The organism is Micromonospora sp. BL4 (genome assembly GCF_003667505.1).
Lineage (GTDB): Bacteria > Actinomycetota > Actinomycetes > Mycobacteriales > Micromonosporaceae > Micromonospora.
On sequence record NZ_RCVJ01000128.1, the window covers coordinates 1 to 23367 of the forward strand.

18 protein-coding genes are annotated in these 23367 nt (G+C 65.5%); 10 read left to right on the plus strand and 8 right to left on the minus strand.

All coding sequences use genetic code 11. The features are described 5' to 3' along the window. Nucleotides 1-248: 248 nt before the first annotated feature. From EAD89_RS15120 to EAD89_RS15130, 3 genes are all read right to left on the minus strand, one after another. A complete protein-coding gene (locus tag EAD89_RS15120) occupies nt 249-1145 on the minus strand; it encodes a hypothetical protein (RefSeq protein WP_121676142.1) in 897 nt (298 codons plus the stop codon). Nucleotides 1146-1240: 95 nt separating this feature from the next. Then, nucleotides 1241-1777, minus strand: a complete 537-nt coding sequence (locus EAD89_RS15125) for a hypothetical protein (protein ID WP_121676143.1) — start codon at nt 1775-1777, stop codon at nt 1241-1243. Between the two features lie 83 nt (nt 1778-1860). Next, nucleotides 1861-2385, minus strand: coding sequence for a DUF4352 domain-containing protein (locus EAD89_RS15130; protein ID WP_121676144.1), 525 nt, complete (start codon nt 2383-2385; stop codon nt 1861-1863). A 102-nt stretch (nt 2386-2487) separates the two neighbouring features. Between EAD89_RS15130 and EAD89_RS15135 the strand changes: the two genes are divergently transcribed. The 8 genes from EAD89_RS15135 (at nt 2488) to EAD89_RS15170 (ending at nt 16632) form a co-directional block, all read left to right on the plus strand. Further along, nucleotides 2488-4404, plus strand: coding sequence for an N-6 DNA methylase (locus tag EAD89_RS15135; protein ID WP_121676145.1), 1917 nt, complete (start codon nt 2488-2490; stop codon nt 4402-4404). A gap of 249 nt (nt 4405-4653) precedes the next feature. After that, a complete protein-coding gene (locus EAD89_RS15140) occupies nt 4654-6618 on the plus strand; it encodes a class I SAM-dependent DNA methyltransferase (RefSeq protein WP_255421275.1) in 1965 nt (654 codons plus the stop codon). Continuing rightward, nucleotides 6615-7892, plus strand: a complete 1278-nt coding sequence (locus EAD89_RS15145) for a restriction endonuclease subunit S (protein WP_121676147.1) — start codon at nt 6615-6617, stop codon at nt 7890-7892. The genes EAD89_RS15140 and EAD89_RS15145 overlap by 4 nt, the downstream gene beginning before the upstream one ends. A gap of 42 nt (nt 7893-7934) precedes the next feature. Then, on the plus strand, nt 7935-10070 hold the full coding sequence (locus EAD89_RS15150) for an AIPR family protein (RefSeq protein WP_121676148.1): 2136 nt from the start codon (nt 7935-7937) through the stop codon (nt 10068-10070). A gap of 281 nt (nt 10071-10351) precedes the next feature. Further along, on the plus strand, nt 10352-13249 hold the full coding sequence (locus EAD89_RS15155) for a type I restriction endonuclease subunit R (protein ID WP_199733513.1): 2898 nt from the start codon (nt 10352-10354) through the stop codon (nt 13247-13249). Between the two features lie 28 nt (nt 13250-13277). Then, nucleotides 13278-14066: a hypothetical protein gene (locus EAD89_RS15160; protein ID WP_121676150.1), complete on the plus strand. Its 789-nt coding sequence runs from the start codon at nt 13278-13280 to the stop codon at nt 14064-14066. Between the two features lie 45 nt (nt 14067-14111). Further along, nucleotides 14112-15722 carry a serine/threonine-protein kinase gene (locus EAD89_RS15165; protein ID WP_121676151.1) on the plus strand — a complete coding sequence of 537 codons (1611 nt, stop codon included), beginning with the start codon at nt 14112-14114 and terminating at the stop codon, nt 15720-15722. Next, nucleotides 15673-16632 carry a restriction endonuclease gene (locus EAD89_RS15170; protein WP_158610739.1) on the plus strand — a complete coding sequence of 320 codons (960 nt, stop codon included), beginning with the start codon at nt 15673-15675 and terminating at the stop codon, nt 16630-16632. The genes EAD89_RS15165 and EAD89_RS15170 overlap by 50 nt, the downstream gene beginning before the upstream one ends. A 92-nt stretch (nt 16633-16724) precedes the next feature. Here the strand turns inward: EAD89_RS15170 and EAD89_RS15175 are convergent, their stop codons facing one another. The 3 genes from EAD89_RS15175 to EAD89_RS15185 form a co-directional block, all read right to left on the minus strand. Further along, complete coding sequence (locus EAD89_RS15175; protein WP_147458805.1) at nt 16725-18272, minus strand: CBS domain-containing protein; 1548 nt, start codon at nt 18270-18272, stop codon at nt 16725-16727. Nucleotides 18273-18411: 139 nt separating this feature from the next. Beyond that, nucleotides 18412-18609, minus strand: coding sequence for a DUF397 domain-containing protein (locus EAD89_RS15180; RefSeq protein WP_121676154.1), 198 nt, complete (start codon nt 18607-18609; stop codon nt 18412-18414). After that, nucleotides 18602-19492, minus strand: coding sequence for a helix-turn-helix transcriptional regulator (locus EAD89_RS15185; protein ID WP_121676182.1), 891 nt, complete (start codon nt 19490-19492; stop codon nt 18602-18604). The genes EAD89_RS15180 and EAD89_RS15185 overlap by 8 nt, the downstream gene beginning before the upstream one ends. 232 nt (nt 19493-19724) lie before the next feature. Here EAD89_RS15185 and EAD89_RS15190 point away from each other — a divergent pair, with 232 nt between their 5' ends. Both EAD89_RS15190 and EAD89_RS15195 read left to right on the plus strand, forming a co-directional pair. Next, the gene (locus EAD89_RS15190) at nt 19725-20024 is read left to right on the plus strand and encodes a DivIVA domain-containing protein (protein ID WP_121676155.1); all 300 of its coding nucleotides are present in this window, start codon (nt 19725-19727) and stop codon (nt 20022-20024) included. Continuing rightward, the gene (locus EAD89_RS15195) at nt 20024-20275 is read left to right on the plus strand and encodes a hypothetical protein (RefSeq protein WP_121676156.1); all 252 of its coding nucleotides are present in this window, start codon (nt 20024-20026) and stop codon (nt 20273-20275) included. Before EAD89_RS15190 ends, EAD89_RS15195 begins: the two co-directional genes overlap by 1 nt. 83 nt (nt 20276-20358) lie before the next feature. Here EAD89_RS15195 and EAD89_RS15200 read toward each other — a convergent pair whose 3' ends face one another. Together EAD89_RS15200 and EAD89_RS15205 are read right to left on the minus strand one after the other, a co-directional pair. Continuing rightward, entirely contained in the window at nt 20359-22746 is a 2388-nt protein-coding gene (locus tag EAD89_RS15200; protein ID WP_233578698.1) for a sialidase family protein, read from the minus strand. 142 nt (nt 22747-22888) lie between these two features. Then, nucleotides 22889-23356, minus strand: a complete 468-nt coding sequence (locus EAD89_RS15205; RefSeq protein ID WP_147458806.1) for a hypothetical protein — start codon at nt 23354-23356, stop codon at nt 22889-22891. Between the last annotated feature and the right edge of the window lie 11 nt (nt 23357-23367).

Consider the following 23367-nt stretch of genomic DNA (forward strand, 5'->3'; position numbering starts at 1 on the left):
GGTCGAGACGGGTGGGGGTGCCGGCGAGTGCGGCGGCCAGGTCGTCCTCGCCGGTGAGCGCGGCGAGGACCAGCTCGGCGGTCTCAGCCGGTACGTCGTCAGCGGCGGCGAGTCGGTCGAAGATCAGCTCGATCAGCGGCGCCGTCGGCTGCGAGGGCTGGGTCATGGTCGTCTCCAGGCGTGTGGTGTCCGCGGGCCGACGACTCGTCGACCCGCCCGGGGTGAGCGGTGGAAGGAAGTGCTTCGTCTCAGCGGGCGGGGCGCCACTCGCCGCAGTTCTCCGAGCTAAAGGCGTAGTCGGAGGAGCGGATGGTCACCTGCACCCTGCGGGCGCTGTTGGTGAAGTAGTTGTCGATGGTGTCGCCGGACCTGTTCTGCCGTTCCCAGTAGCAGCCGTCGACGTCGGTGGTGACATACGTGCCGGGTTTGATCTCCTTACCGACGCGGAACGTTCCGGAGCCGAAGAGCCGGCCCTGGGCCGCCAGGTCCACGTCGACCTGCCCGCGCTTCACCGTTTCGCGCCACTTCTTCGCGTACGGGTAGGTGGGGCAGAGCTGGAGCGCGGCGTTGATCTCCGGGATCTGCTCGCTGCTGGCGGCGAAGTCCGCCTCCAGGTACGTGTCCTCGGGGTCGACGGCGGCACACATCTCGTACAGGGTCGTGATGTCCCCGTCCTCGTACTTGGACGTCTTCAAAGCGGCCTTCTCGGTGTCCGTCACCGGGTAGATCTCCGCCTGGGAGTCGCAGGACGTCGGCTTTGCCGCCCACACCTCACTGAAGTCTGGCCGTCCGTCCTTGCCCGGCTGCACCGTGAGCAGCGCGTTCCCGTCGTTGCCCGTGTCGCATTCCAGGCTGACCGGGGGCTGCTGCGGTGTGTTCATCGAATCGTCGGGATAGGTGTCGCTGGAGTCGGGGATACCGTCGCGGTCCCGATCGGGCGGCGGGGGCGGAGTCGGCGAGGCGCTGGGAGAGGCGGACCCGCTCGAGGTGGCGGTCGCCGGCGTGGCGGTGGGCCGCTGCTCGTCACCGCAGGCGGTGAGCGTGGTAGCCAGCAGGACAGTGGTGAGCAGGACGCCGAAGGCGCGGCGTGGGCGGATGGTCAGGGCCGAGGAAGGGAGTTTGTCGTACGGCTGGGAAGTGGCCATTGTCGTCTCCACAGGCAGGGAGGTCCGCGGCCCAGGGTCAGCCGGGCCGACGGGATGGGGGAGTCGGACGCTTTCGAGCTGATGACGTAGACGATTCAGTTGGAGCGGGTCAGGACCATCTGCAGGCCGCTGTCCGGGTGGTAGCTCCACGACGCGTGGATGTCAGCCCAGTCGCCGCTTTGCCGGCCGTCGAGGGCTCGGGTGGCCTCGACCTCGGCCTTCACCGAGTCGGGCATGTCGAGCGCCGACCAGTAGCACTCGAGCGTCGAGTAACTGAGGCCGCTGCTCTCCTTGCCGTCGCCGTGCAGGGTGAGCGTCTTTCCCTCATCCCCCAGTTCGGCCTCGCCGGTGGCGGCGCTTCCGCATTTCTCCTTCGCCGTAGCGAACGGCGACTTCGTCTCAGGCGGCCCGCCCTCCGTCGCGGTCGCCCGCATCGCCGCGAAGGCACCGACGCCGACCAGGAGAAGGAAAGCAGCGCCCGCCGCACTCGCCAACAGGAGACGGCGCCGGCCGTGCTTGTGCTCAGCTGCCACCTCCGTGGGGGCTTGCGGGCGGGATTCACTGTGGTCTGCCGGGACAGCAGGCAGAAGTGGCTGCTGGTCAGGCGGCGTCGGGGTGGTCGGGTCGGTCATGGCGAGACTCCTCGTGTGAACAGGTGGGCTGTGAACAGCCGGGGCGGATCGTCCAGACCCGCCCCGGTGCTACGGGGGAGTGGTCAGCCGAGGGAGACGTCGACGCCGCCGGAGAACGGCGAGTCGTGCAGCTCGAGCTTGGCGAGCTTGACGTTCTTCGGGATGTCGAAGACGACGACGCCGCTGACCTGGTTGCCGGGGTTGACGTCGTTGAGGAACGTCTCGGCGTTCTTGTTGGCGTAGATGGCGGCGCCGCCGTCGGCGGAGTACTCGGTGCCGTCGGCCGCGTACGCCTTCTGGCTGCTGCCGTCGAACATCTGCGCTTCCTTGCCGATGTTCTTCACGTTGACCGTGACCAGGCAGAACTGGCCCTGCGCCTTCTGGCCGAGCAGGTCACTGCCGACCTTGGCGACGCCGCACTTGGCGGACTTCACCGTGAACTCGAACTTGCCGTCGCGGGCCGCCTCGCCCACCTTCGCGGTCTTCGCCGGGGCGTCCTCGCCAATGCCGCTGCCGCCGGAGCTCGTGGACTTGTCGGCGGCGCCGGAGCCGCAGCCCAGGGCGATGAGGCCGGTGGCGATCAGAGCGAGAGTGGTGGTCTTGCGCATCGTTGTCCTCCTGATGTGAACGTTGCGGCGTCAATAAGAGCATCGTCCGAGAGCGGTGTCAACAGACAATCTCGTGCTTGACAGACGTGCGAGACTTTCGACGTGCAGGAGAACCCGACCATCACGGCAGCGGAGATCGCCCGGCTCGCCGGCGTCGGTCGAGCCGCAGTCAGCAACTGGCGCAAACGGCACCCCGACTTCCCCGCCCCGGTGGGCGGGACCACGGCGAGCCCCGAGTTCGACCTGATTCAGGTCGAGCAGTGGCTACGCACGCAGGGCAAGCTCCCCGAGCTCGCCACCGCCGACCGGCTCTGGCGACACCTCGCCGCGGCCAGCGACTCCCCACCTGCCGGGCTCGCGGCCGTCGGCGCGCTGCTGTTGGCCCGTCAGCGCGGCTCCCGAAGCGGCCACCCCGACGCACACGTCGCGCCGCTGCTGCCAGACGTCGACGCTCTCGCCGACGAACTGGGCGCGCAGGGTGCGTTCGACGAGCTGTGGCAGCGGTTCTCCGCACCAGGGCCCGGCCGCCCCTTCGCCACCCCCGATGACCTCGCCGACCTGATGATCGGACTCGCCAGCGTCGGCGGCGGCTCAGTGCTCGACCCGGCCGCCGGCTCCGGCGCCATCCTGCGAGCCGCCGTCCGCGCCGGCGGCACCTCCGTGTACGGGCAGGAACTCGACGAGGATCTGGCCCGGCTCGCCGGCCTGTGGCTGGCCCTGCACGACGTACCCGGAGAGGTGTGCCCCGGTGACTCACTGCGCGCGGACGCCTTCGCCGGTCGCGCCGTCGACGCCGTCGTCTGCCACCCACCGTTCGGCGCCACCAACTGGGGCGACGAGGAACTCGGCCACGATCCGCGCTGGATCGTCGGCACCACACCCCGCACCGAACCGGAGCTGGCGTGGGCGCAGCACGCCCTGGCGCACCTACGCGTGGGCGGGCACGCCGTGCTGCTGATGCCGCCCACGGTGGCCAGCCGGCGCGCCGGCAAACGGATCCGCAGCGAACTGCTGCGCCGAGGCCACCTGCGCGCCGTCATTGCGCTCCCGCCGGGGGTGGCGGCGCCGCACGGCGTACCGTTGCACCTGTGGGTGCTGCGGCGGGCCGCGGCCGACGCGCCGCCACCGGCGCGGGCGCTGCTGATCGACGCCGCCGGCGGCGACCTGTCCGACACCGCGCCGCGCGTGCTGGCCGCGTGGCGGGTCTTCGCCGCCGCCCCGGACGCCGACGTCGAAGAAGCCGGCTTCGCCCGCGCGGTCCCGGTCATCGAGCTTCTCGACGAGGACGTCGACCTCACCCCCGCGCGCCGGCAACCCGCCGTCGCGGGCGAGGCTTCAGGAGAGCATCTGGTACGCACCAGAGAACGGCTGGCCGCCATCGTCGGTGAGCTGCCCGCGCTGCTGCCGCAGGTCACACCCGCGCCCGACGGGCCGGACGGTCTCTTCCTCACGGTGGGGGAGTTGGCGAAGACCGGGGCGCTCCAACTGATCGGACCGGTCCGCGCCGGCACGTCCACACCCGCACCCGACGGGCAGCCGGTGCTCACCGTTCCGGACGTGCTCTCCGGGGTGGAGGCGTCCGGGCGGGTTGACGACCGGTTCGGTCAGGAGATTCCCCTGGCTGTGGGGGACGTGGTGGTGCCGATGATCGCGCGGCAGCTCATCCCGCGGGTGGTCACCGCCGACGGCGCGCTGTTGGGGCGCAACCTCTACCTGCTGCGACCCAATCCGGCGGCGCTGGATCCGTGGTTCCTGGCCGGTCAGCTGCGGACATCGGCGAACGAGAAACAGGCGTCGAGTCTCTCGGGAACCATGCGGTTTGACATTCGACGGGCGCAGGTGCGGCGGCTGTCGCTCGACGAGCAACGGGCACACGGGAACGCGTTCCGGCGCCTCGACGCCTTCGAGTCAGCGATCCGACAGGCCGCCTCGCTGGGCGCGGAGCTAGTCCAGCTCACCGCAGACGGTCTGGCCCGGGGAACTATCCGGCCGCAGAGCGGCCCGCATGTCGTCGGATAGTCGACGGCGGCGCAGCGCTTCGGTGACATACGCGGAAACCTGGCGGGCCGGGAGAGCATCCAACTGCTCGGCCACGTCATCAGGGACGGAGATCGTCACACGCCGACTCATGCTCGCGAACCTAGCGAGGCATGGAACCCGCCAGCAACGACCCTCTGACACTCGGTTGATCATCTCCACCAAGTGGAGGACCCCGACGATGCCGGCCAGCAGCAATACTCCTGACTTAAGGCAATCGAAAGGAACCTGGTGAGTACCAAGCACCAAGAGCTCGCGAACTTCATCTGGTCGGTGGCCGACCTGCTCCGCGGCGACTACAAGCAGTCCGAGTATGGCCGGGTGATCCTGCCGCTGACCGTGCTGCGGCGGCTCGACTGCGTGCTGGAGCCGACGAAGGATGCGGTGCTGACACGGCACAACCAGCTCAAGGACATGGGCGTGCAGAACATGGACCCGGTGCTGCGCAAGACCGCCGGCCTGTCGTTCTACAACACCAGCGAGATGTCCTTCCGGAAGCTCCTCGGCGACCAGGACCACGTCGCGCTCAACCTGCGCGCCTACATCGGCGGCTTCTCGCCCGGCGCAGTCGACGTGCTGGACAAGTACGGCTTCGACACCCAGATCAGCCGACTCGCCGAAGCCGGGCTGCTCTACCAGGTGGTCGCCAAGTTCGCCGACATCGACCTGCACCCGGACGTGGTCTCCAACCACCAGATGGGCTACGTCTTCGAGGAGCTCATCCGCCGCTTCTCCGAAATCAGCAACGAGACCGCCGGTGAGCACTTCACCCCGCGCGAGGTCATCAAGCTGATGGTCAACCTGCTGCTCGCCCCCGACGAGGACGACCTGGTCACCCCGGGCATCGTCCGCAAGGTCTACGACCCGGCCTGCGGCACCGGCGGCATGCTCAGCGAGGCTCAGGAGCACATTCAGGCGCACAATCCGCATGCCACCGTCGAGGTGTACGGGCAGGAGCTCAACGGCGAGACGTACGCGATCTGCCGCTCCGACATGATGCTCAAGGGCGGCGACCCGACGAAGATCGCCTACGGCAACTCGTTCAGCCAGGACGGCCACGAGGGCGAACGCTTCGACTACATGCTCGCCAACCCGCCGTTCGGTGTGGAGTGGAAGAAGGTCGAGGCGTTCATCAAGGCCGAGCACGCCCGCGGCCACGCCGGCCGGTTTGGTGCCGGCCTGCCTCGAATCAACGACGGCTCGCTGCTGTTCCTCCAGCACATGATCTCGAAGATGAAGCGCCCCGAGGACGGCGGCAGCCGCCAGGCGATCGTCTTCAACGGCTCGCCCCTCTTCACCGGCGCTGCCGGGTCGGGGGAGTCTGAGATCCGCCGCTGGATCCTCGAGAATGACCTGCTGGAGGGCATAGTCGCGCTGCCCGATCAGCTCTTCTACAACACCGGCATCTCCACCTACTTCTGGATCCTCACCAATCGAAAGGAGCCGGCCCGCCGGCACAAAGTGGTGCTGCTCGACGGCCGCGACTACTGGACCAAGATGCGCAAGAGCCTCGGCGACAAGCGCAAGATGCTCACCGACGAGCACATAGCTGAGCTGACCCGGGCGTACGTAGAGGCACTATCCATCGCGGACGACCCCGAGCACCCCCAGCACGCCAAGGTGAAGGTCTTCAAGACCACCGACTTTGGCTACCAGCGGATCACGGTGGAGCGCCCACTGCGGCTGCGCTTCGAGGTTACCGAGGAGACAGTCGCCCTGCTCGGCGAGGCAAAGGCGGTGCCCGGGTACGCCGAGCGAGAGTCGCTGTTGGCAGCAGCGAAGTCGCTGATTGGTACGTCATCTGCAACCCGGGTGGAGTTCGCGATGAAGTTGAATGGGTTGGGAAAGCTCCCGGCAACGGTGGAGAAGGCGGTATGGGAGGCATTCTCGATCAACGACACGGAGGGCGAGACGCAGACCGATCGCAAGGGTAGACCCATCCCGAACCCCGACCTGCGGGACAATGAGAATGTGCCCTTGGGTGAGGACGTCCACGAGTACCTGAAGCGCGAGGTGCTTTCGCACGTTCCCGACGCTTGGATCGACGAGACCAAGACCAAGGTCGGGTATGAGATCCCACTAACCCGGTACTTCTACGTGCACCGACCGCCTCGTCCGATCGCAGAAATTGACGCCGAAATCATGGCGCTGAACGGCGAAATCGAGGAGCTTCTTGGTCGGGTGGTTCGGCAGTGACAACGGTAGCGCCATGGCTGGCCGACTCACGATGGGCCACAGTTCCGATCAGGTTCGCGGCAAGGCTGGGCACCGGACATACCCCTAGTCGCGCCAAACCGGAATATTGGGAAAACTGCACCATCCCGTGGGTGACTCTCGCAGATGTTTGGCAGTTGCGTTCCGGCGCAACTGATTACCTCAACGAAACAAAGGAAAACATCAGCGAGGTGGGTCTAGCGAACTCGGCGGCTGTGGTTCATCCAGCGGGAACAGTTATTCTCTCTCGCACCGCATCGGTTGGCTTCTCTGCGATTATGAAGAAGGGCATGGCAACTAGCCAGGACTTCGCGACTTGGACCTGCAGTCCTCGGTTGCACCCGCGGTTTCTCCTGTATGTTCTGCGGGCTACCGCTCCGGACCTGCGACGTATCGCAGCAGGCTCGACGCATAAAACAGTCTACATGCCAGACATTGAACAGTTAAGGACTCCCCTTCCTCCGATCAACGTGCAGTCGGCATTGGTAGCATACCTCGATCGGGCTGTTGCGGGTCTCGATAGCCTCGCTGAGGCTCGGCGGCGCCAATCGGCATTGATCGAAAACCGACTTGAGTCAGTTTGGTCAACCCGGATCGACCAGCTCATGACTGCCTGCCGGCCAACGCCGCTGCGGCGAGTAACTACGGCGATGTGTGATGGCCCTTTCGGCAGTGCGTTGACTAGCAGTCACTATACCGATCAGGGGGCGCGGGTCATTCGCCTTGGCAATGTCGGCCGGGCAGAGTTCCTGCCTTCAGACGAGGCCTATATTGCAGAATCCTACTTCTTTCGTCTCCGTCGACACGAGGCGATGCCGGGTGATTTGGTGATTGCCGGTCTCGGTGACAAGAATCATCCCCTAGGGCGTGCATCGGTAGTGCCCGCAGGGCTCGGGCCAGCGATTGTTAAGGCAGACTGCTTCAGGGTCCGCCTAGATGAGAATAGAATCTCCCACGATTTCGCCGCTTGGGCCCTCAGTTCCGGTCCTGTCTCCCAACAGATATCGGCGCTGAGGCGCGGCTCCACTAGGTCGCGGATCAATCTAGAAGTCGTCCGAGATATTGAGCTGCCCATTCCCTCCTTGGCGGCGCAAGCCGATCTAGTCGAAGAGTTGTCCGAGTTGCGCCGAATTTGTAAGTCCGCTACTGCGGCGATTAGCGAGCAGATTGGCCTGATTGAAGAGCGGAAGCGATCGCTCATAGCTGCCGCCGTAACAGGTCACGCCACGGCGGACGATGCTGCTTACCTCAACTAGGTAATCCACGACGGGAACACCAGGGATGAGGGGAGAGAGGCAGTGACTGCGACCGGTGCCAGGGCTGGCAGTATTCCGCTCGCCGCATGGCAGGTGAGGAAGGCGCTGGAGAGAGAGTTCAGCGGCCTGATCGATATGACAGACCCGGCGGGGCAACGCGACGCAAGCGAGCAGATGTTCCGTACGCGTGCGGAAGCAGCCTTAGTAATTCGAAGTCTTACGGGCTGTGACAGCGTTGCGGCGGCTCGAAGCGTCGTGGACGGTTTCAATGACGAAGGAATCGATGCCGTAGCAACGGACGCTGATACCCGGCTCTGGTTGGTTCAGAGTAAGTGGAGTGATCACGGCGACAAAAGTATCTCCGTAGGTGAAGTAAACAGCCTCTTGGATGGGATGAGGTTGTTAACCAGGAGAGACTTCTCGAGTTTCAACCCAAGGCTACGAGCCTTCGAACCGCAAATTTTGCAAGTCTTGGAAAACCCACGACGGAAGATCGTTCTGGTTCTAGCGGTTATGGGTACCCAAGCGATATCTCGAGACGTAGCGCGACGGCTTGATGATGCCGTTAATGAGTTTAATCGCTACAACCAGGACGATCCTCTTCTTGACTATCGGGTGTTCCTCATGAAGGACCTCCGCCAGATTTTGAAGGAGGACCTTCGAGAGGCACCGATCAGGCTAGAGGTGGGTATGGGCAACTGGCACAAGTTGCCAGGGCATCTTGAAGCCTATCAGGGCGAAGTTGCCGTCGGGTCGGTGGCAAGCTGGAAGGACGAATACGGCGATCGCCTGTTCGAGCGCAATCTGCGGAAGCCTCTTGGGCAGACTGAGGTCAATCTTGGAATGGTGAACTCACTTCTTCGAGAGCCGGAAAACTTCGGTGTCTTGAATAATGGGATCACCATGCTTTGCGAGTCCGTTGAACCCCATCTCTGGAATCCGAGCGCGGCCGACAGCCCGGTTAACCTCAACGTGGTCGGTGCCAGCATTGTAAATGGGGCTCAGAGCGTCTCGGCTATCTCTGAGGCGGTACGTCAAGATCCGTTGGCTACCAAGCGAGGCTACGTCTCTGTTCGTGTAATTTCTCTCCGTGGCGCGCCGGAAGGATTTGGTGTCCGGATCACTCAGGCGACCAATAAGCAGAACCAGGTTGAACTGCGCGACTTCATTGCGCTTGATCCGATTCAGGCGGATATAGAAGACGATTTCCACCTGTCGTTGCCGCAGCGATATGTCGTAATGCGGGGGGAGGAAGTTCCTGATCCAAAGGACGGTTGCTCGGTTGCAGAGGCAGCGCTTGCGCTCGCCTGTGCGTATCCGGACCCAGATCTGGTCATACGAGCTATCGCAGACCCTGACCTGCTGTGGGAGCGTGGGTCTCAGGGTGCTTACGAGCTTCTATTCCACCGACGCCGCACGCCAAGTGCCTTCGAGATCTGGCGTCTTGTGCTACTGCTAAGGTCAATCAAGGCAGCCCTTTCGGATGGCCGAGGTAATCGGGCCGGAAGAGCGGAGTCGGTGGCGGAACAGGGTGAGTTGCTTGTCGCCCATTGCGTCCTTGAGAAGGTCGACATTTCGGGGATCCATAGGCCGGAGTTGGACCTTTCTGTTCCACTTGGGCAAATTGAACAGTTGACAGACACGGCTCTGAAGTGGCTGTTGCATCATATTGACGAAGAGTTTGGGCCCACCTCGTCTATTACTAACACTTTCGCGAGTGCCAAACGTTTACAGGTTCTTTCGCAAAAGGTTTCTGCAAGTTTGGTGGATGGTGTTCGGGCTCCGGATCTGTCGGCAAGTTATGCGCGAGTGCGTGCGCCTAGGCGGCCCAATTCTGTTCGTGTCTTGGTCGACGCCGGCCGAATTAAAGATGGGACGATTCTTAACTACATGGGGATCGCCAAATCGGAGCAGGATGCCATGGCGTCATGGCTGGCGGACGACCCTCGTAGAGGTCAAGCTTCCTGGTTGAACGATAGGGTTAGGCCGCTCTTATGGAGCGTCGATGGAAGGCAATACACGCCCACCGGTCTCGTCCAACGTATGTGGGATCTTGCGGCCTGGGAAGGTGGCCGGCCCAAATCGGTGCAAGGCACGGCCCGCTGGTTTGTATCACGGGATGAATCGCTGGCGGTGCTTGCCAAGGAAGTCTTGAAGAGGGAGGCCGATCTAGATTGAAGGCGCGGAAGGGCAGTGTTCACGGCCCTGAGGCATCCACGGAGCTTCTATTCGATGGTGTTTGCAGCGTTTCGGCTAAGCGTTCTGGATAGCTACCAACTTGGGCGGGCGGTCTGAGGATAATGAAGGTCGGCGGAGAGCGAATCTTTGAATCGGTCATCGAAAGTGATCTGGTGAGGTCGGGATGGAAAGTTGGTGTCGCAGGTCAGTTTGACCAGCAACTCGGTATAGACACCAGTGAGCTGTTTGCTTTCGTTGGCGGGACTCAGCCCGGCCAGTGGGTGAAGCTGTTGGCGTACCACGGCAACAACCCCGACGAGGCGCAGCAGCACTTCGCCCAGTACCTCGCGAAGCAGATCGACGAGCGCGGTCCTCTCGACGTCCTCCGACGAGGCGTCAAGGACAAGGGGGTGCTGATCCGGCTGGCCTACTTCAAGCCCGCCCACGCCATCACCGACGACGCGCTCAAGTTCTACCGCGCCAACCGCCTCACCGTCACCCGCCAGCTCGCCTACTCCACGAGCAACAACAACACCCTCGATTTGGTCCTCTTCGTCAACGGCATCCCCCTCGCCACCGCCGAGCTGAAGAACCCGCTCACCGGCCAGACTGTCGAGGACGCCAAGAAGCAGTACCGGGAGACTCGAGACCCGAAGGAACTGCTCTTCGCGCGGCGTACCCTCGTGCACTTCGCCGTCGATCCCGACCTGGTCTTCGTCACGACGAAGCTGGCCGGTGACAAGACCCGGTTCCTGCCCTTCAACACCGGATCCGACGGTCCGGGAGTGTCCGGCGGCGCTGGTAACCCGCCCGCCGGTGAAAGCGGCTACCGCAGCTCCTACCTGTGGGAGCAGATCTGGCACCCGGACACTTGGTTGGACCTGGTCCGGCGGTTCCTGCACACGGACAAGGAATCCAAGGCGCTGATCTTCCCGCGCTACCACCAGTGGCACGCGGTCACCCAGCTCGCCGACCATCCGGCCCGCAACGGCTCCGGCCACAACTACCTGGTCATGCACTCGGCCGGGTCGGGCAAGTCGAACACCATCGCGTGGCTGGCGCACCGGCTCTCCAGTCTGCACACCGCGCCGACCCTCGACCAGGATGCCCGAGCCAAGGGGCTGCGCCCCAACGAGCCGGTCTTCGACAAGGTCATCATCATCACCGACCGGGTGGTGCTCGACCGGCAGTTGCAGGACACCGTCTTCCAGTTCGAGCACGTGCCCGGCGTAGTGCAGCGGATCGACAAGGACTCTGCCCAACTAGCCGCCGCCCTCCAGGGCGAGACGGCCAAGGTCGTCATTACCACCATGCAGAAGTTCCCCTACATCCTCAACCAGGTGCAGGGGCTGCGCGGTAAGCGGTTCGCGGTCATCGTCGACGAGGCGCACTCGTCGCAGTCGGGTGACTCGGCCGCCGCGCTGAAGAAGGTGCTGCTGAAGCTCGGCAGCGACGATGTGGACGAGTCGGGTGACCTGCTCACCGCGTCGGCGCTGGCCCGGGGCCGGCACGAGACGCTGTCGTACTTCGCGTTCACCGCCACGCCGAAGCCGAAGACCCTGGAGCTGTTCGGCACGCCGCACCCGGTGACCGGCAACCCGCAGCCGTTCCACACGTACTCAATGCGGCAGGCCATCGATGAGGGCTTCATCCTCGATGTACTGCGAAATTACCTGACCTATAAGTCGTACTGGAAGCTGGCCAACGCCAACCCTGACGACCCGGAGGTTGACCCGAAGAAGGCCGGCGCCCAGCTCGCGCGCTTCGCCAGCCTGCACCCCACCATGCAGGCGCAGAAGGCCGAGATCATCGTCGAGCACTTCCGCAAGCACACCGCGTCGCGCCTGGGTAATCGCGCCAAGGCCATGGTGGTCACCGGATCCCGGGAGGCCGCGGTCCGCCTGCACGCTGCCATCAAGAAGTACGTCGAGATGCAGGGCTACGTCGGGTGCGACGCCTTGGTCGCCTTCTCCGGCGACCTGGAGGTCGACGGCGTCGAGCACACCGAGGCGCGGAGCAACGGCTTCAGCGAGGGCGAGCTCCCCGAACGGTTCGCCTACACCGCCGCCGACGACAAGCACGCTGGCACGCCCAAGGCCAAGCAGCCGACCGAATATCGGATCTTGGTCGTCGCCGAGAAGTACCAGACCGGCTTCGACCAGCCGCTGCTCACCACGATGTACGTCGACAAGCTGCTCAAGAACGTTGCCGCGGTGCAGACCCTGTCCCGGCTCAACCGCACCCATCCGCTCAAGGCGCAGGGTGACGTCTTCGTCCTCGACTTCGTCAACGAGGCCGGCGACATCGCCGAGCATTTCAAGCCGTACTTCGAAACCGCTGCCACCACCCCCACCGACCCCAACCTGCTCTACACCGCGCAGAACGCGGTGACGGGCTACCCGGTGTTGGTGGACTCGGAGATGCAGGCGTACGTTGATGCCCTGCTCGCCGCCGAGCAGAAGGCGACCAGCGACACCGCGCTTCAGCGAGCGCACGCCGCCCTCTACCGGTTCACCGAGCCGGCGGTCCAGCGTTTCAACGCCTTGGCCGCCGACGAACCGGAGGCCGCGGACACCTTCCGGTCCGCGCTGCGCGACTACACCCGGATGTACGCGTTCCTGAGCCAGGTCGTGCCGTACCACGACGACGATCTGGAACGCCTTTACCTGTACGGGCGGGCGCTGCTCAACCGGCTACCCCGCCGACAGGATCCGAGTGTCGACATTGGTGAGGTGGAGTTGACCCACCTGCGGGTCAGCAAGACTGGCGAGCATGACGCGTCGCTGTCGCCCGAAGGCGAGCAGATGCTGCCCGGCTTCCTCGGCGGGGCCGCAGGCCAGCAGCGCGACCTGGAGAAAGTAGTGTTGTCCGAGCTGATCGACGCGTTTAACGACCGGTTCGGCATTGGGCTGGGCGAGTCGGACAAGGTCTGGGTCGAGCAGCAGATCGTCGCCCTCGCCGAGGACGGCACCCTCGAAGCCGCCGCGATGGTCAACGACGAAAGCAACTTCGGCGTGGTCTGTGACAAGCGGATCGAGGACGTGATCCTGTCCCGCCACGACGACAACGGCAAGCTGATGCAGCGCTACCTGGACGACGAGAGCTTGCGCTCGCAGCTCAACCAGTTCGCACGCCGGCAGGCGTACCAGATGATCCGCAGCCGCAAGGGCATCGCCTAACCCCCACCCCTCGCCGAGAGGAGGACGGTTGTCTCCGTCCACCCCCGACTTCCACCTCTGGGTCGCTACCGACGACTCTCGGACGGTTGTCGCGCTCGCGCCACTGAAGATATCCGGTACGCCTCTCAAACATGAGTGGGGCAGCCTCACTCACCTGCAGGCGATACCAGCGGCTCAAAGCTCTTCCAAGTTGGGCCGCGTCATCGTGCTCTGCACCGGGGTGCTGATTGGCACCCTGTTGCTCTGTCTCAGCAGCGCGCCGGTGCTGGTGATCCTCATCCTGATGGCGATGGTGCTGGGATTCGGATTGGCGGCGATTCTCTCGAAGACGCCGCCACCCCATGTGGTCGCGCCGGACGAGACAGCGTTTCCGGAACTCCACCACTCGCTCAACAAGCGTGAAGAGCGTGAAGAATTCCTCGACCTGATGGGCCTGACTGAGCAAGCCGGCCGTGGGCTACCAGCCGTAGACGAAGCGATTGACCCGGCTGAGGGAGGAGAACTCCTCGCCCAGGTGTTGTGGGAAGCTGCCGACGTTCTCAGCCGTCGGCAGCAGCTTCGCCCTCAGGTCGGCCGCCAACAGAACCATCCGGCGAGGGCCGGTTCACCGAACAGCACTGCCAGCCGCTCTCTGGCGGAACAGCGGGAGAGGACGAGGGCGCTGTGGGAGCAGACCGAGGCGGAGCTGGCCCGGATCCAAACCGCACTCGAGCTTGCGGCCGTATCTGCCCATAACGCTGCCCACGATCCGAACGCGGTCGAGGCGGTTCGTGAGGCATACAACGAGCTGGCCGACATTTACGGCGAACGGTACTAGCTGGTTCAACCAGCGGATCACCGGCTGAGGAGCGGGGAGAGACGAATGCAGGCGCAGGAGCGGGTCGCCGAGCGGTACGAGCTGACGTACCCGCTCGGCCGCGGTGGCATGGGGGAAGTGTGGGCGGGCTTCGACGAGAAGCTCGATCGGCCGGTCGCCATCAAGTTCCTTCGTCAGCTCACTATCCCCGAGAACGAGCGTGAGACTGCGGTCGAGCGCTTCATGCGTGAGGCACGGGTCACCGCCCGACTCGACCACCCCGGGGTACCCAGCGTTCACGACGTCGGGTACCACGGCGAGGATATCTACATCGTCATGCAGCTCGTTTCGGGCATGGTCCTCGCCGATCTAATTGCCGAGCGCGGTTGGCTCTCGGTACCGTGGGCCGCCGCAATCGGCGCCCAGATCTGCTCGGTGCTCGCCACCGCGCACGCTGCCTCCCTTGTGCACCGCGACCTCAAGCCGCAGAACCTGATGGTCACCCCCGCCGGGTCGGTCAACGTGCTTGACTTCGGGGTGGCCGCGCTGCTCGGAGCGGACGTACCCCGGCTCACCGCCACCAGCCATACCCTCGGGACCCCCACCTACATGGCTCCCGAGCAGGCACTAAACAGCGCGGTCGGTCCCCGAGCAGACCTTTACGCGCTGGGCTGTGTTCTGTTCGAGGTACTGACGGGCAACCCGCCGTACCGTGCGGACAGTGCGCTCGGGCTGCTGCACCGCCACATGAACGATCCCGTCCCAGCGGTCACTGAACGCCGGGCCGGTGTGCCGGATAGCCTTGTGCAACTCGTGGAGCAACTGCTCGCCAAGGATCCGCAGGACCGGCCTGGTTCAGCCGCGGAAGTGTACGAAATCCTGGCGCCGTTCGGCGCGGTCGAACACGAGCTGGCGGGCGGCCTCGCGATCGCCGTTGCCGACGGTCAGCCGGTCGACCCGACCATGCCCTACCGCTATCCCTTCGGTCCGTTACCGCCTCGGTCACCGCTTGCACCGACGCGGGTCGACGTCGTTCGGCCACGCACCGCGCCGGAGGTCATCGAACCGCCGTCACTCGAAGAGCTGACCGAGGTCGAGGAACGAGCCTGGGCGCTGGCCGAGGAGGAGCGCTTCACTCAAGCTGCCGCCCTACTCGAAACGGCGCTCCGTCCGGTCCTGCGGGGCCACGGCGCGAAGCAGCCGCGGGTGCTAGAACTGCGACTCAACCTGGCCAACCTTCACGTCCTCGCCGGCGCTTTCCGGCAAGCGCTGCCAGAGTTCACCCGACTTGTCACCGACCTGGCCGAGCGTCCGGTCCCAGACCAGGAACTGATTTGGCATTGCCGACAACAGGCAGCTACATGCCAGGCCGAGCTCGGCGAGGCACCTGAGGCGTTGCAGGCATTGCGCGCTTTGTTGGCCGACCAGCAGCGCGCCGTAGGCGCCGATGCGCCAGAGCTCTTCGGCCTACGTCACCAGATCGCGCTGCTCACCGCTGGTGTCGGCGATACAGCGGAGGCCCGTCGAGAGCTTCAAGGCTTGCTCGTCGATGTTCGCCGCGTTCAAGGTTTGGATTCGCACGATGTGGCGGAGGTTGAGGCACTACTGACCCACCTCATGCGTCTTGGTGAAGGAGCGCGAGAGGATCACCAGAAGGAGAACGATGGCCATTCCTGATTTCCAGGCCTTCATGCGGCCGGTGCTCGATGCTCATGCCGACCAGAAGCCGCACGCCGTGACGGAGATCCGGGAAGCGGTGGTGAGTGCTCTCGCCATCACCGATGAGGACCGGAAGGTGCTGTTGCCGAGCGGGCGACAGCCTCGGTATGCCAACAGAATTGCCTGGGCAATCACCCATCTTGCGCAGGCGGGTCTCCTGCATAGGCCGACGAGGGGCGTCACGGAGATCACTGGTAGGGGGCAGGAAGTCCTATGGGCATACCCCGAACGCGTTGACATCAGGATCCTCAAAGGCTTCGCTGAGTACGTCGAGTTCCGTACCCGTGCGCGGGTGCGACCGTCGGGGACGTCCTCGGAGGAGCAGGCCGAGGACTCGAACGTCGAGACGTTGGCGCCTCGTGAGGCAATCGAGGAATTCATCGAGGCCGCCCACTCGGCGGTTGCGGCGGAACTACTCAGTCGAGTGATCAGCCAACCGCCGGAGTTCCTCGAACACCTTGTTCTGCGCCTTCTCGTCGCGATGGGTTACGGCGGCTTGGAGCGGATGACCGAGCACATGGGGGGACCAGGCGACGGCGGGCTGGACGGGTTGGTGCGGCTTGACCCGCTAGGTTTGGACGTCGTGTACGTGCAGGCGAAGCGCTACACCGACAAGCCCATCGGCCGCCCCGACATTCAGGCATTCGTCGGAGCGCTGCACGGTGTTCAAGCCAGCAGAGGCATCTTCATCACGACGAGCAGGTTCAGTGCCGATGCGAGAGATTACGCGGACCGGGTGAACGCTCGGCTCATCCTGATCGACGGCCCGGAGTTCGCCAGATTGATGATTGAGCACAGCTGTGGCGTCGTAACCGAAGAGACGTACATTCTGAAGCAGATCGACGAGAACTTCTTTGCGGAGGAATGATCGAATCGCTTCATGGCTACGCAGACAGCCCCTGTGGCCGCAGGGCAGCCCTCTTGCCGCTTGTTTCCTGCAATCTCAAATCAGCGCGAGAGTCATGGGCGTGGGTCGACCGTTCGCAACATGTTGACGAGACCGCCGATCGCCTGCAGTTGATCTGCAGTCAGCGGGTCCGTGGAGAAGTGCATAAGGTCGTTGCGAATGTGCCGCACAGCCTTGAGGGCATTAAGAAAAAGCTGCTGGTCTAGGCGCCACCTGAGTCGACGGAATTCGTCCTCCGGCTTGAGTAGGTGCTCGTACGCGCCGAGGGTCAGGTCCGCCGCGGAGTTCGTCTTGTTGGGCTTCATCGACGCCCCACGGATCTCGTCAAGCGTGAAGACCTCGTCGACTCGGCGTCGGAGTCGACGTTCGATCTCCTCGATCAGTGCCACCGGGCGGGCCATGGTTGCGAACTGTTGCGTCAGGTCGGCTGTTGTGACGATCCCCGTGATGGCTCCGTTGTCTTGGCCTCGAACCAGCACGTATCCGACGTTGTAGATTTCGCCAACCTCGGCCAGGAGGTCGGCGTCGTGATCGACGACGCGGACCGCGACCGTCGCGTCATGCAGTGTGGCCTCGCGGTTGGCGAGGTGTGCTTTGGCGATGGACTCCCAGCTGACAGCGCGCACCCCGCCGAACGCGTCGAACACGGCCAGTTGTGAGTAGTCGTGAGCGAGCATGTGCGTTATCGCCGCCGCGAGCGTGTCGTCCGCGTCCACGCTGAGTACCGGCCGGTTGGCCGACTCAAGATCACCTATGCGGAGCGACACCGGTGGAAGATCCTCGGCTGCCACCGCTTCGGCAGGCGCTGGGATCCGGGTCCTCTCAACCGGCCGGACGACATCCGGCTCCGGCTCCACACTCACCGGAACCAGCTCGATCGTGTTGTCGATCCAGCCTTCGGTAAAGGGAGGGCGGGTGGTGAGGCCCCGATCCGAGAGGTCCGCCTCGATTTCCGCCACCACACCTGCAGTTCGGCGGCCCGCGTTCCACATCCCCAGGAAGTCTCGGATGCTCAGGCGAGGGGCGGACGGTGCGCCCTCGTCGCCGGCCCGGTCGAGAAGCTCATCGCGGGTAGCGAAGGTGTTCTCGCCGGCCTCGCCAGGATCCCGGCCGGGATCGGTACCGTGCTCGGCTAGGTATGTGACCCGTCGTACCGCATCATGCCTGCGCAGTTCAAACACGGTCAACAGCGAGCCCATTGAGCTGTGCAGGTCAGGAAGGACGGCGCTACGCGGCACATCGGTGCGTAGCCAGGTTACGGGCCGGACGTGTCGGAATCCCAGGGGAGCCTCAGCACGATATTCGTATCCACCGGATACTCTGCCGATCGCAAGCTGCTCGCGTCGCCGTAGTGGGACGACCAACAGGTCGTCGTCCTTGATCCGGCTGAGAAAGCGCCAGAGCTGGCCGGTCCAGTTGGCTATGACGGCGCTGCTCCGGTCCGGGTAGGCATCCCGCACGAGCTCCCGCAGTTCGGCACGGGTCTCGATAGCCGAAAGGTCTCCGAGTTCGGGCCAACCCGCGATGGCCAGACCTTCGCGCAGCGCCGCGTCCTCACGTTCGCCATCCCGACCGGCTCGCACCATCCACGCCGCAGTCACAGTTGATCCCCGCCCGTCCTCGGCAACCCTGGGCAGAGATATTAGTCGGACACGACGCGAGGTGATGCCCCTGATTCACCGCGCGCCAGGCCAGCTCGTGCCTAAACCGCGGTGGCGATCGTCTGAATCGGGCTTCGCCTCAGCCTGCCTGATCTATCGCGGAGGAAAGCATTCTGCGCCAAGCGTCGTGCGAGAGAACCAGGGTTGGCCCGGTAGGATCCTTTGAATCGCGGACGGCGACGACGCCGGGGAGGTTAGTGGCGACCTCGACGCAGTTGCCGCCGTTGCCGCCGCTGCGGGTGCTCTTGCGCCAAACGGCGCCGGTCAGGTCAGTCATGTCGCATCTCCGCTATGACGCTCTTGATCATGTCCATCGATTGTGCCTCATCGAGAGCCAGCCGCTCCAGACCACGCCATACGTCGCGGTAGGCAGCCAGTTCGTCAGGCTTGTCGAGGTAGAGCGCGCCAGTCAACGATTCGCTGTACGCCACCGACGGCTCCGGCGCAGTTCTCCCGCCGTTGGTCGCCGGAAAGTCGAGGATCACGAACGAGCCCGCGACCGCGCCGGGGTGCGGTCCGGCGGCGAAGGGCAGCACCCGCACGGACGCGTTCGGCATCTCTCCGGCGCCCAGGAGGCGACCGAGCTGCTCGACCATGACGCCCCGGCTACCGACAGTCCGACGCAGCACCGCCTCCGAGAGCACGGCATTCAACCGGGGCGGCTGCGGCAGCCGCCGAGTCAGCAACCCTTGCCGTTGTAGCCGCACCTCCACCGACCGATCGCGATCCTCTTCACCGATAGACGGTTGGTCCAGCCGGGCGAGGCCGAGCGCATACTCCCGTGTCTGAAGCAGGCCAGGGATCAGTGTTTCCTCGTACTCCCGTAGGTGGGCGGCGGCGGATTCCAGCCCCACGTACAGCTCGAACCAGTTCGGCACCGCATCCCCGTACGCGTGCCACCAGCCCTTCGACTTCGTCTCCACGGCGAGCCCGCGCATCGCCTCGGTCATTTCCGGCGACACCCCGTACAGCTCGCACATCGCCTTGACGTCGAGCACCCGGACCGAGCCTTGGCCGCATTCGAGGCGCCAGATCTTCTGCCGGCTGTATTCGAGGGCTTCGGCGGCGGCGTCGAGCGTCACCCCGGCCTCGTTGCGGAACTGCCGTAGCAGCCGGCCGAGTTGCCGACGCGGCACGGTCGATCCGATGTCTTCGGGCATCCGCACACTCCCTGGTTCCATCACGCAACACTGCGTGACCCGCTCCTGCAACTCCTACGGGTTTCAACAAAGAAAGTCAATGCACAACGGCGAAATTGCGGTGTGGAACGTTGCTCTTTCACTGCGGACTGTCGCAGTCTGATCACAGCACGGCGGCCGGCCGGTCCCCCCGAGCGGCCGCCGTCCTTCCCCGAACACCCCTCGCCCCTCCGCATCAGGAAGGCAGGCAGACATGAACGCCAGAAACCAGCGACCAGGGCCGCCGAGCGGCGGTACGACGTATCGCTCCACCGCGGACACCGGTCTGTTGCCATGGCAGGTGCGCGAGCGCCGCTTCGCGCCGACCGGGCTCGGACGTCGCGGTCTGAACCCCGACGACGTGTATGCATTCCTCGACCGGGTTGCCGTCGACATGGCCGCCGTCTACGCCGCTCTCGCGGAGAGTCGTCGCGAGACCGCCCGGATCAAGGCCGGGCTGCGTCGCTGGCAGACCGATCAGGCCCGCGCCCGCAACGAGCGGGACCAGGCCTAATGAGCCAGCGGTACGTCATCCACCTGCCCGTCGTGGCCACCGATCTGCCCGCCGCGCAGCGCCTGGCCCGGGTCATCGGCCGGTGGATGGCGGTGCTGCCCATGGCGGACCCGGGGGAGACCACCGTCTCCGAAGAGGACCAGCAGTTCCTCCGCCACCGGGTCTTCTGCGACCTGCGGCTGCCTGGCGGCCGGCGCTGCCTCCTCCGCGACGGGCACGACGGCCCCTGCGCCCGCCGGCTGCGCAGATGACCGTTGCGTCTTAACGGACAGGCCACCTTCCGGGTGCGGAAGGTGGCCTGTGAGCGCGTCAGACGCGACGAACTACCGGTTGATCAGCCCGCTCGGCAGGAGGCGAGCACGCCGATCACGCCGACACCGGTCGGCTTGAGCGGCAGCCTGGTCGACGCTGCCGGGCAGCGGGGCACGGTGAGGTCGTAGACGCCCCGCCCGAAGGTCGCCGCGGTGAGCTGCCGGCTCGGCTCGTGGTAACGCAGGTACATCACGGCTGCCTGCGGCAGGTTGGTGCCGAGCGCCGCCCACTCGCCACCGTTCCATGCCGACATGAACACCCCGACGTCGGTGCCGACCAGCAGCAGGCCGTCGGCGGTCGGGACGACGAAGTTCACCGGCGCGTCCGGCAGGCCCCGGCCGATGTTGCTCCAGGTACGACCGCCGTCGCGGGTCATCATCACGTGCGACCGGTCGCTACCGGACCGGAAGGCGGAGAAGGTGGCGTAGGCGATGTTCTTGTCGGCGGGGTTCACCGCCACCCGGGTGACCCAGGTGCCGGGCAGTTGCCCCGGGTTGACCTGCTGCCAGTTCTGTCCGAGGTCGTCGGTCCACCACAGCCTGCCGTCGTCGGTGCCGACGTAGAGCTTGTTGCCGTCGGTGGGCGCGGCGGCGACGGTGGTGATCGTGCCCCACGGGTAGCCGTTCGGGTCGTTGGGTCCGCCGCCGGTGAGGTCGGGGCTGATCGGCGTCCAGGTGCGGCCGTTGTCCGTCGAGCGGTTGAGGATGTTCCCGGCGTAGTACATGACGTTCGGGTCGCTCGGGTCGAACTGCAGCGGGGTCAGCCAGTTGCGCCGCTCCGACGTCGTCTGGCCGATGCCGATGCTCTGGCGGGGGGTGCCGCCGGAGTTCTCCGACCGGTAGCAGGAGCCGTACTGGCTGCACCCGAACACGATGTTCGGGGCCTCCGGGTGGATGACCACCTGGAGGCCGTCACCGCAGCCGATGGCGTTCCACGGGCCACCGACACCGTTGTAGCCGCGGTTGCAGCCGTTGTCCTGCGCGCCACCGACCTTCAGCGCCTGATCGGTCTGCGCCACGTCCACCGTGTAGAACTGGGTGTAGGGCTCGTAGGTCGCCTTGACCCAGTCGCTCGCGCCGTTCGCCTCGGATCGGTAGAGGCCGCCGTCGTTGCCCAGGTAGACCCGCCCGGGCACCTTCGGGTCCCAGCGCATCGCGTGCTGGTCGGCGTGCACGCCGCTGACCGACGAGAAGCTCTGCGCGCCGTTGGTCGAGCGCATCAGGTTGACCCCGGTGAGGAAGACGTGGTCGGAGTTGCCGGGGTCGACGAAGAGCTTGCCGAACCACCAGCTGAACGTGGACTGGGATGCCTGACCGGCGGTGACCGGGGTCTGCGTCCAGCTGTCGCCGCCGTCGTCGGAGCGGTAGAAGGCGCGGAACGGGCCGAGTGCGGTGCCGACGTACGCGTACAGCCGCTGGGGGTTGTCCGGGGCGACCGCGATGCCCCAGCGGCCCTGGTCGGCGTCGGTGGGCAGGCCGTTGGTCATCCGCGACCAGGTGCGGCCGGCGTCGTCGGAGCGCCAGAGGCTGGAGCCGAGCCCGCCGTAGGTGCGCTGATGTGGTTCGCGCAGGTGGTCCCACATGGCCGCGTACATTCGGCGCGGGTTGCTCGGGTCGATGACGACCTCGGTGGCGCCGGTGGTGGCGTTCGGCGGCGTGAGCACCTGCTTCCAGCTGTTTCCACCGTTCTCCGAGAGGTAGACGCCGCGCTGGCCACCCGGTACGAAGAGGTTGCCGCTGGCGGCGGCGAAGATCCGGTCCTCGTTGCTCGGGTCGATGGCGAAGCGGCCGATGGCGTGGCTGTCCTTCAGGCCGACGTGCCGCCAGGTCCTGCCTCGGTCCTTCGAGCGGTAGATGCCGTCGCCGCCGAAGGTGATCGAGCCGCCACCCGGCTGGGCCTCGCCGGTGCCGGCGAAGAGGACGCCGTCGCTGGTCATCGCGACCGCGCCCATGCTCTGCGTCCCGTCGTCCGGCCAGGCCGTCTCGAACGTGGCGCCGGCGTCGTCGGACTTCCAGACGCCGCCGGAGGCGGCGGCGATGAAGATCTGGTCGGGGACCTGCGGGTCGACGGCGATGTCCACGACCCGGCCGCCGATGTTGCTGGGCCCGAAGAAGTTCCATTTCCGCTGCGCCAGGTGGCGGTAGAGGAGGCGGGTGCGCAGGTTGAGATCGTGGGCCTCGCCGCGAGCCTTCGTGTACTTGGTGACCGAGAGGTCCCGGCTGCCGTCGCTCATCCGCTGGGCGGTCATCCACTCGTCGGGGACTTCCATCGGACCGGTGGGCGAGTTGGTGGCCAGCGACTCCTGGACCGGTCGGGGTGCGGACGAGGCGGTCAGCGCCAGCGCGATGACCAGCCCCAGGCTCGTTGTCATCGCGAGGCCGCGATACCGTCGGACGAGCGTGAGTCTCATGCAGTCTCCCTGTCCACGCGCCGTGGCGACCGGAAAGTGGTCTACAGTGCGCACGCTAGACAGTGGAGTGACCGACGTCACCCAGCACGTGTTGCGAATCGACCTGTCTGATTAGGACAGCTGTCGAGAACGGCTTTGATCGTCAGTTGCTCTGGAACTCGGGTAGGCCGGCATCGTCCGAGTCCGGTCCGACCACCGCGGTCAGCGTCGTTCCGTCCGCGCAGAGCGCGGTGGCCCGCAGGTACGTCCGTCGTTCCTCCGCCCGCATCAGCACCTCGGCCTCGAACACCTCGTCCTCGGCGCGCAGCAGGTCGATGTCGCCACGGCCTTCGTAGTGGGCGCGGACGTCCAGCGGGGTCATCCGGATGGTGGCCGCGACCGTGGTCAGGGCGCCCTGCTCGACCACCGAGGTGACCCGCGCGCCGTCCGGCAGGAGCAGGCCGGTGACCTGGCTGTCCACCTCGGCGTCGGCGTCCAGTGGCACCCGGTCGCAGCTGGGCAGGTTCGCGAGCATGCCCGGCCCCCGGCCGGTGGGCTGCCCCGCGTCCGTGCCGCCGCAGGCGACAAGCAATGGAACCGTGACGACGACGGCGAACATCCGGAGTCTCACCGCAGCAGGAT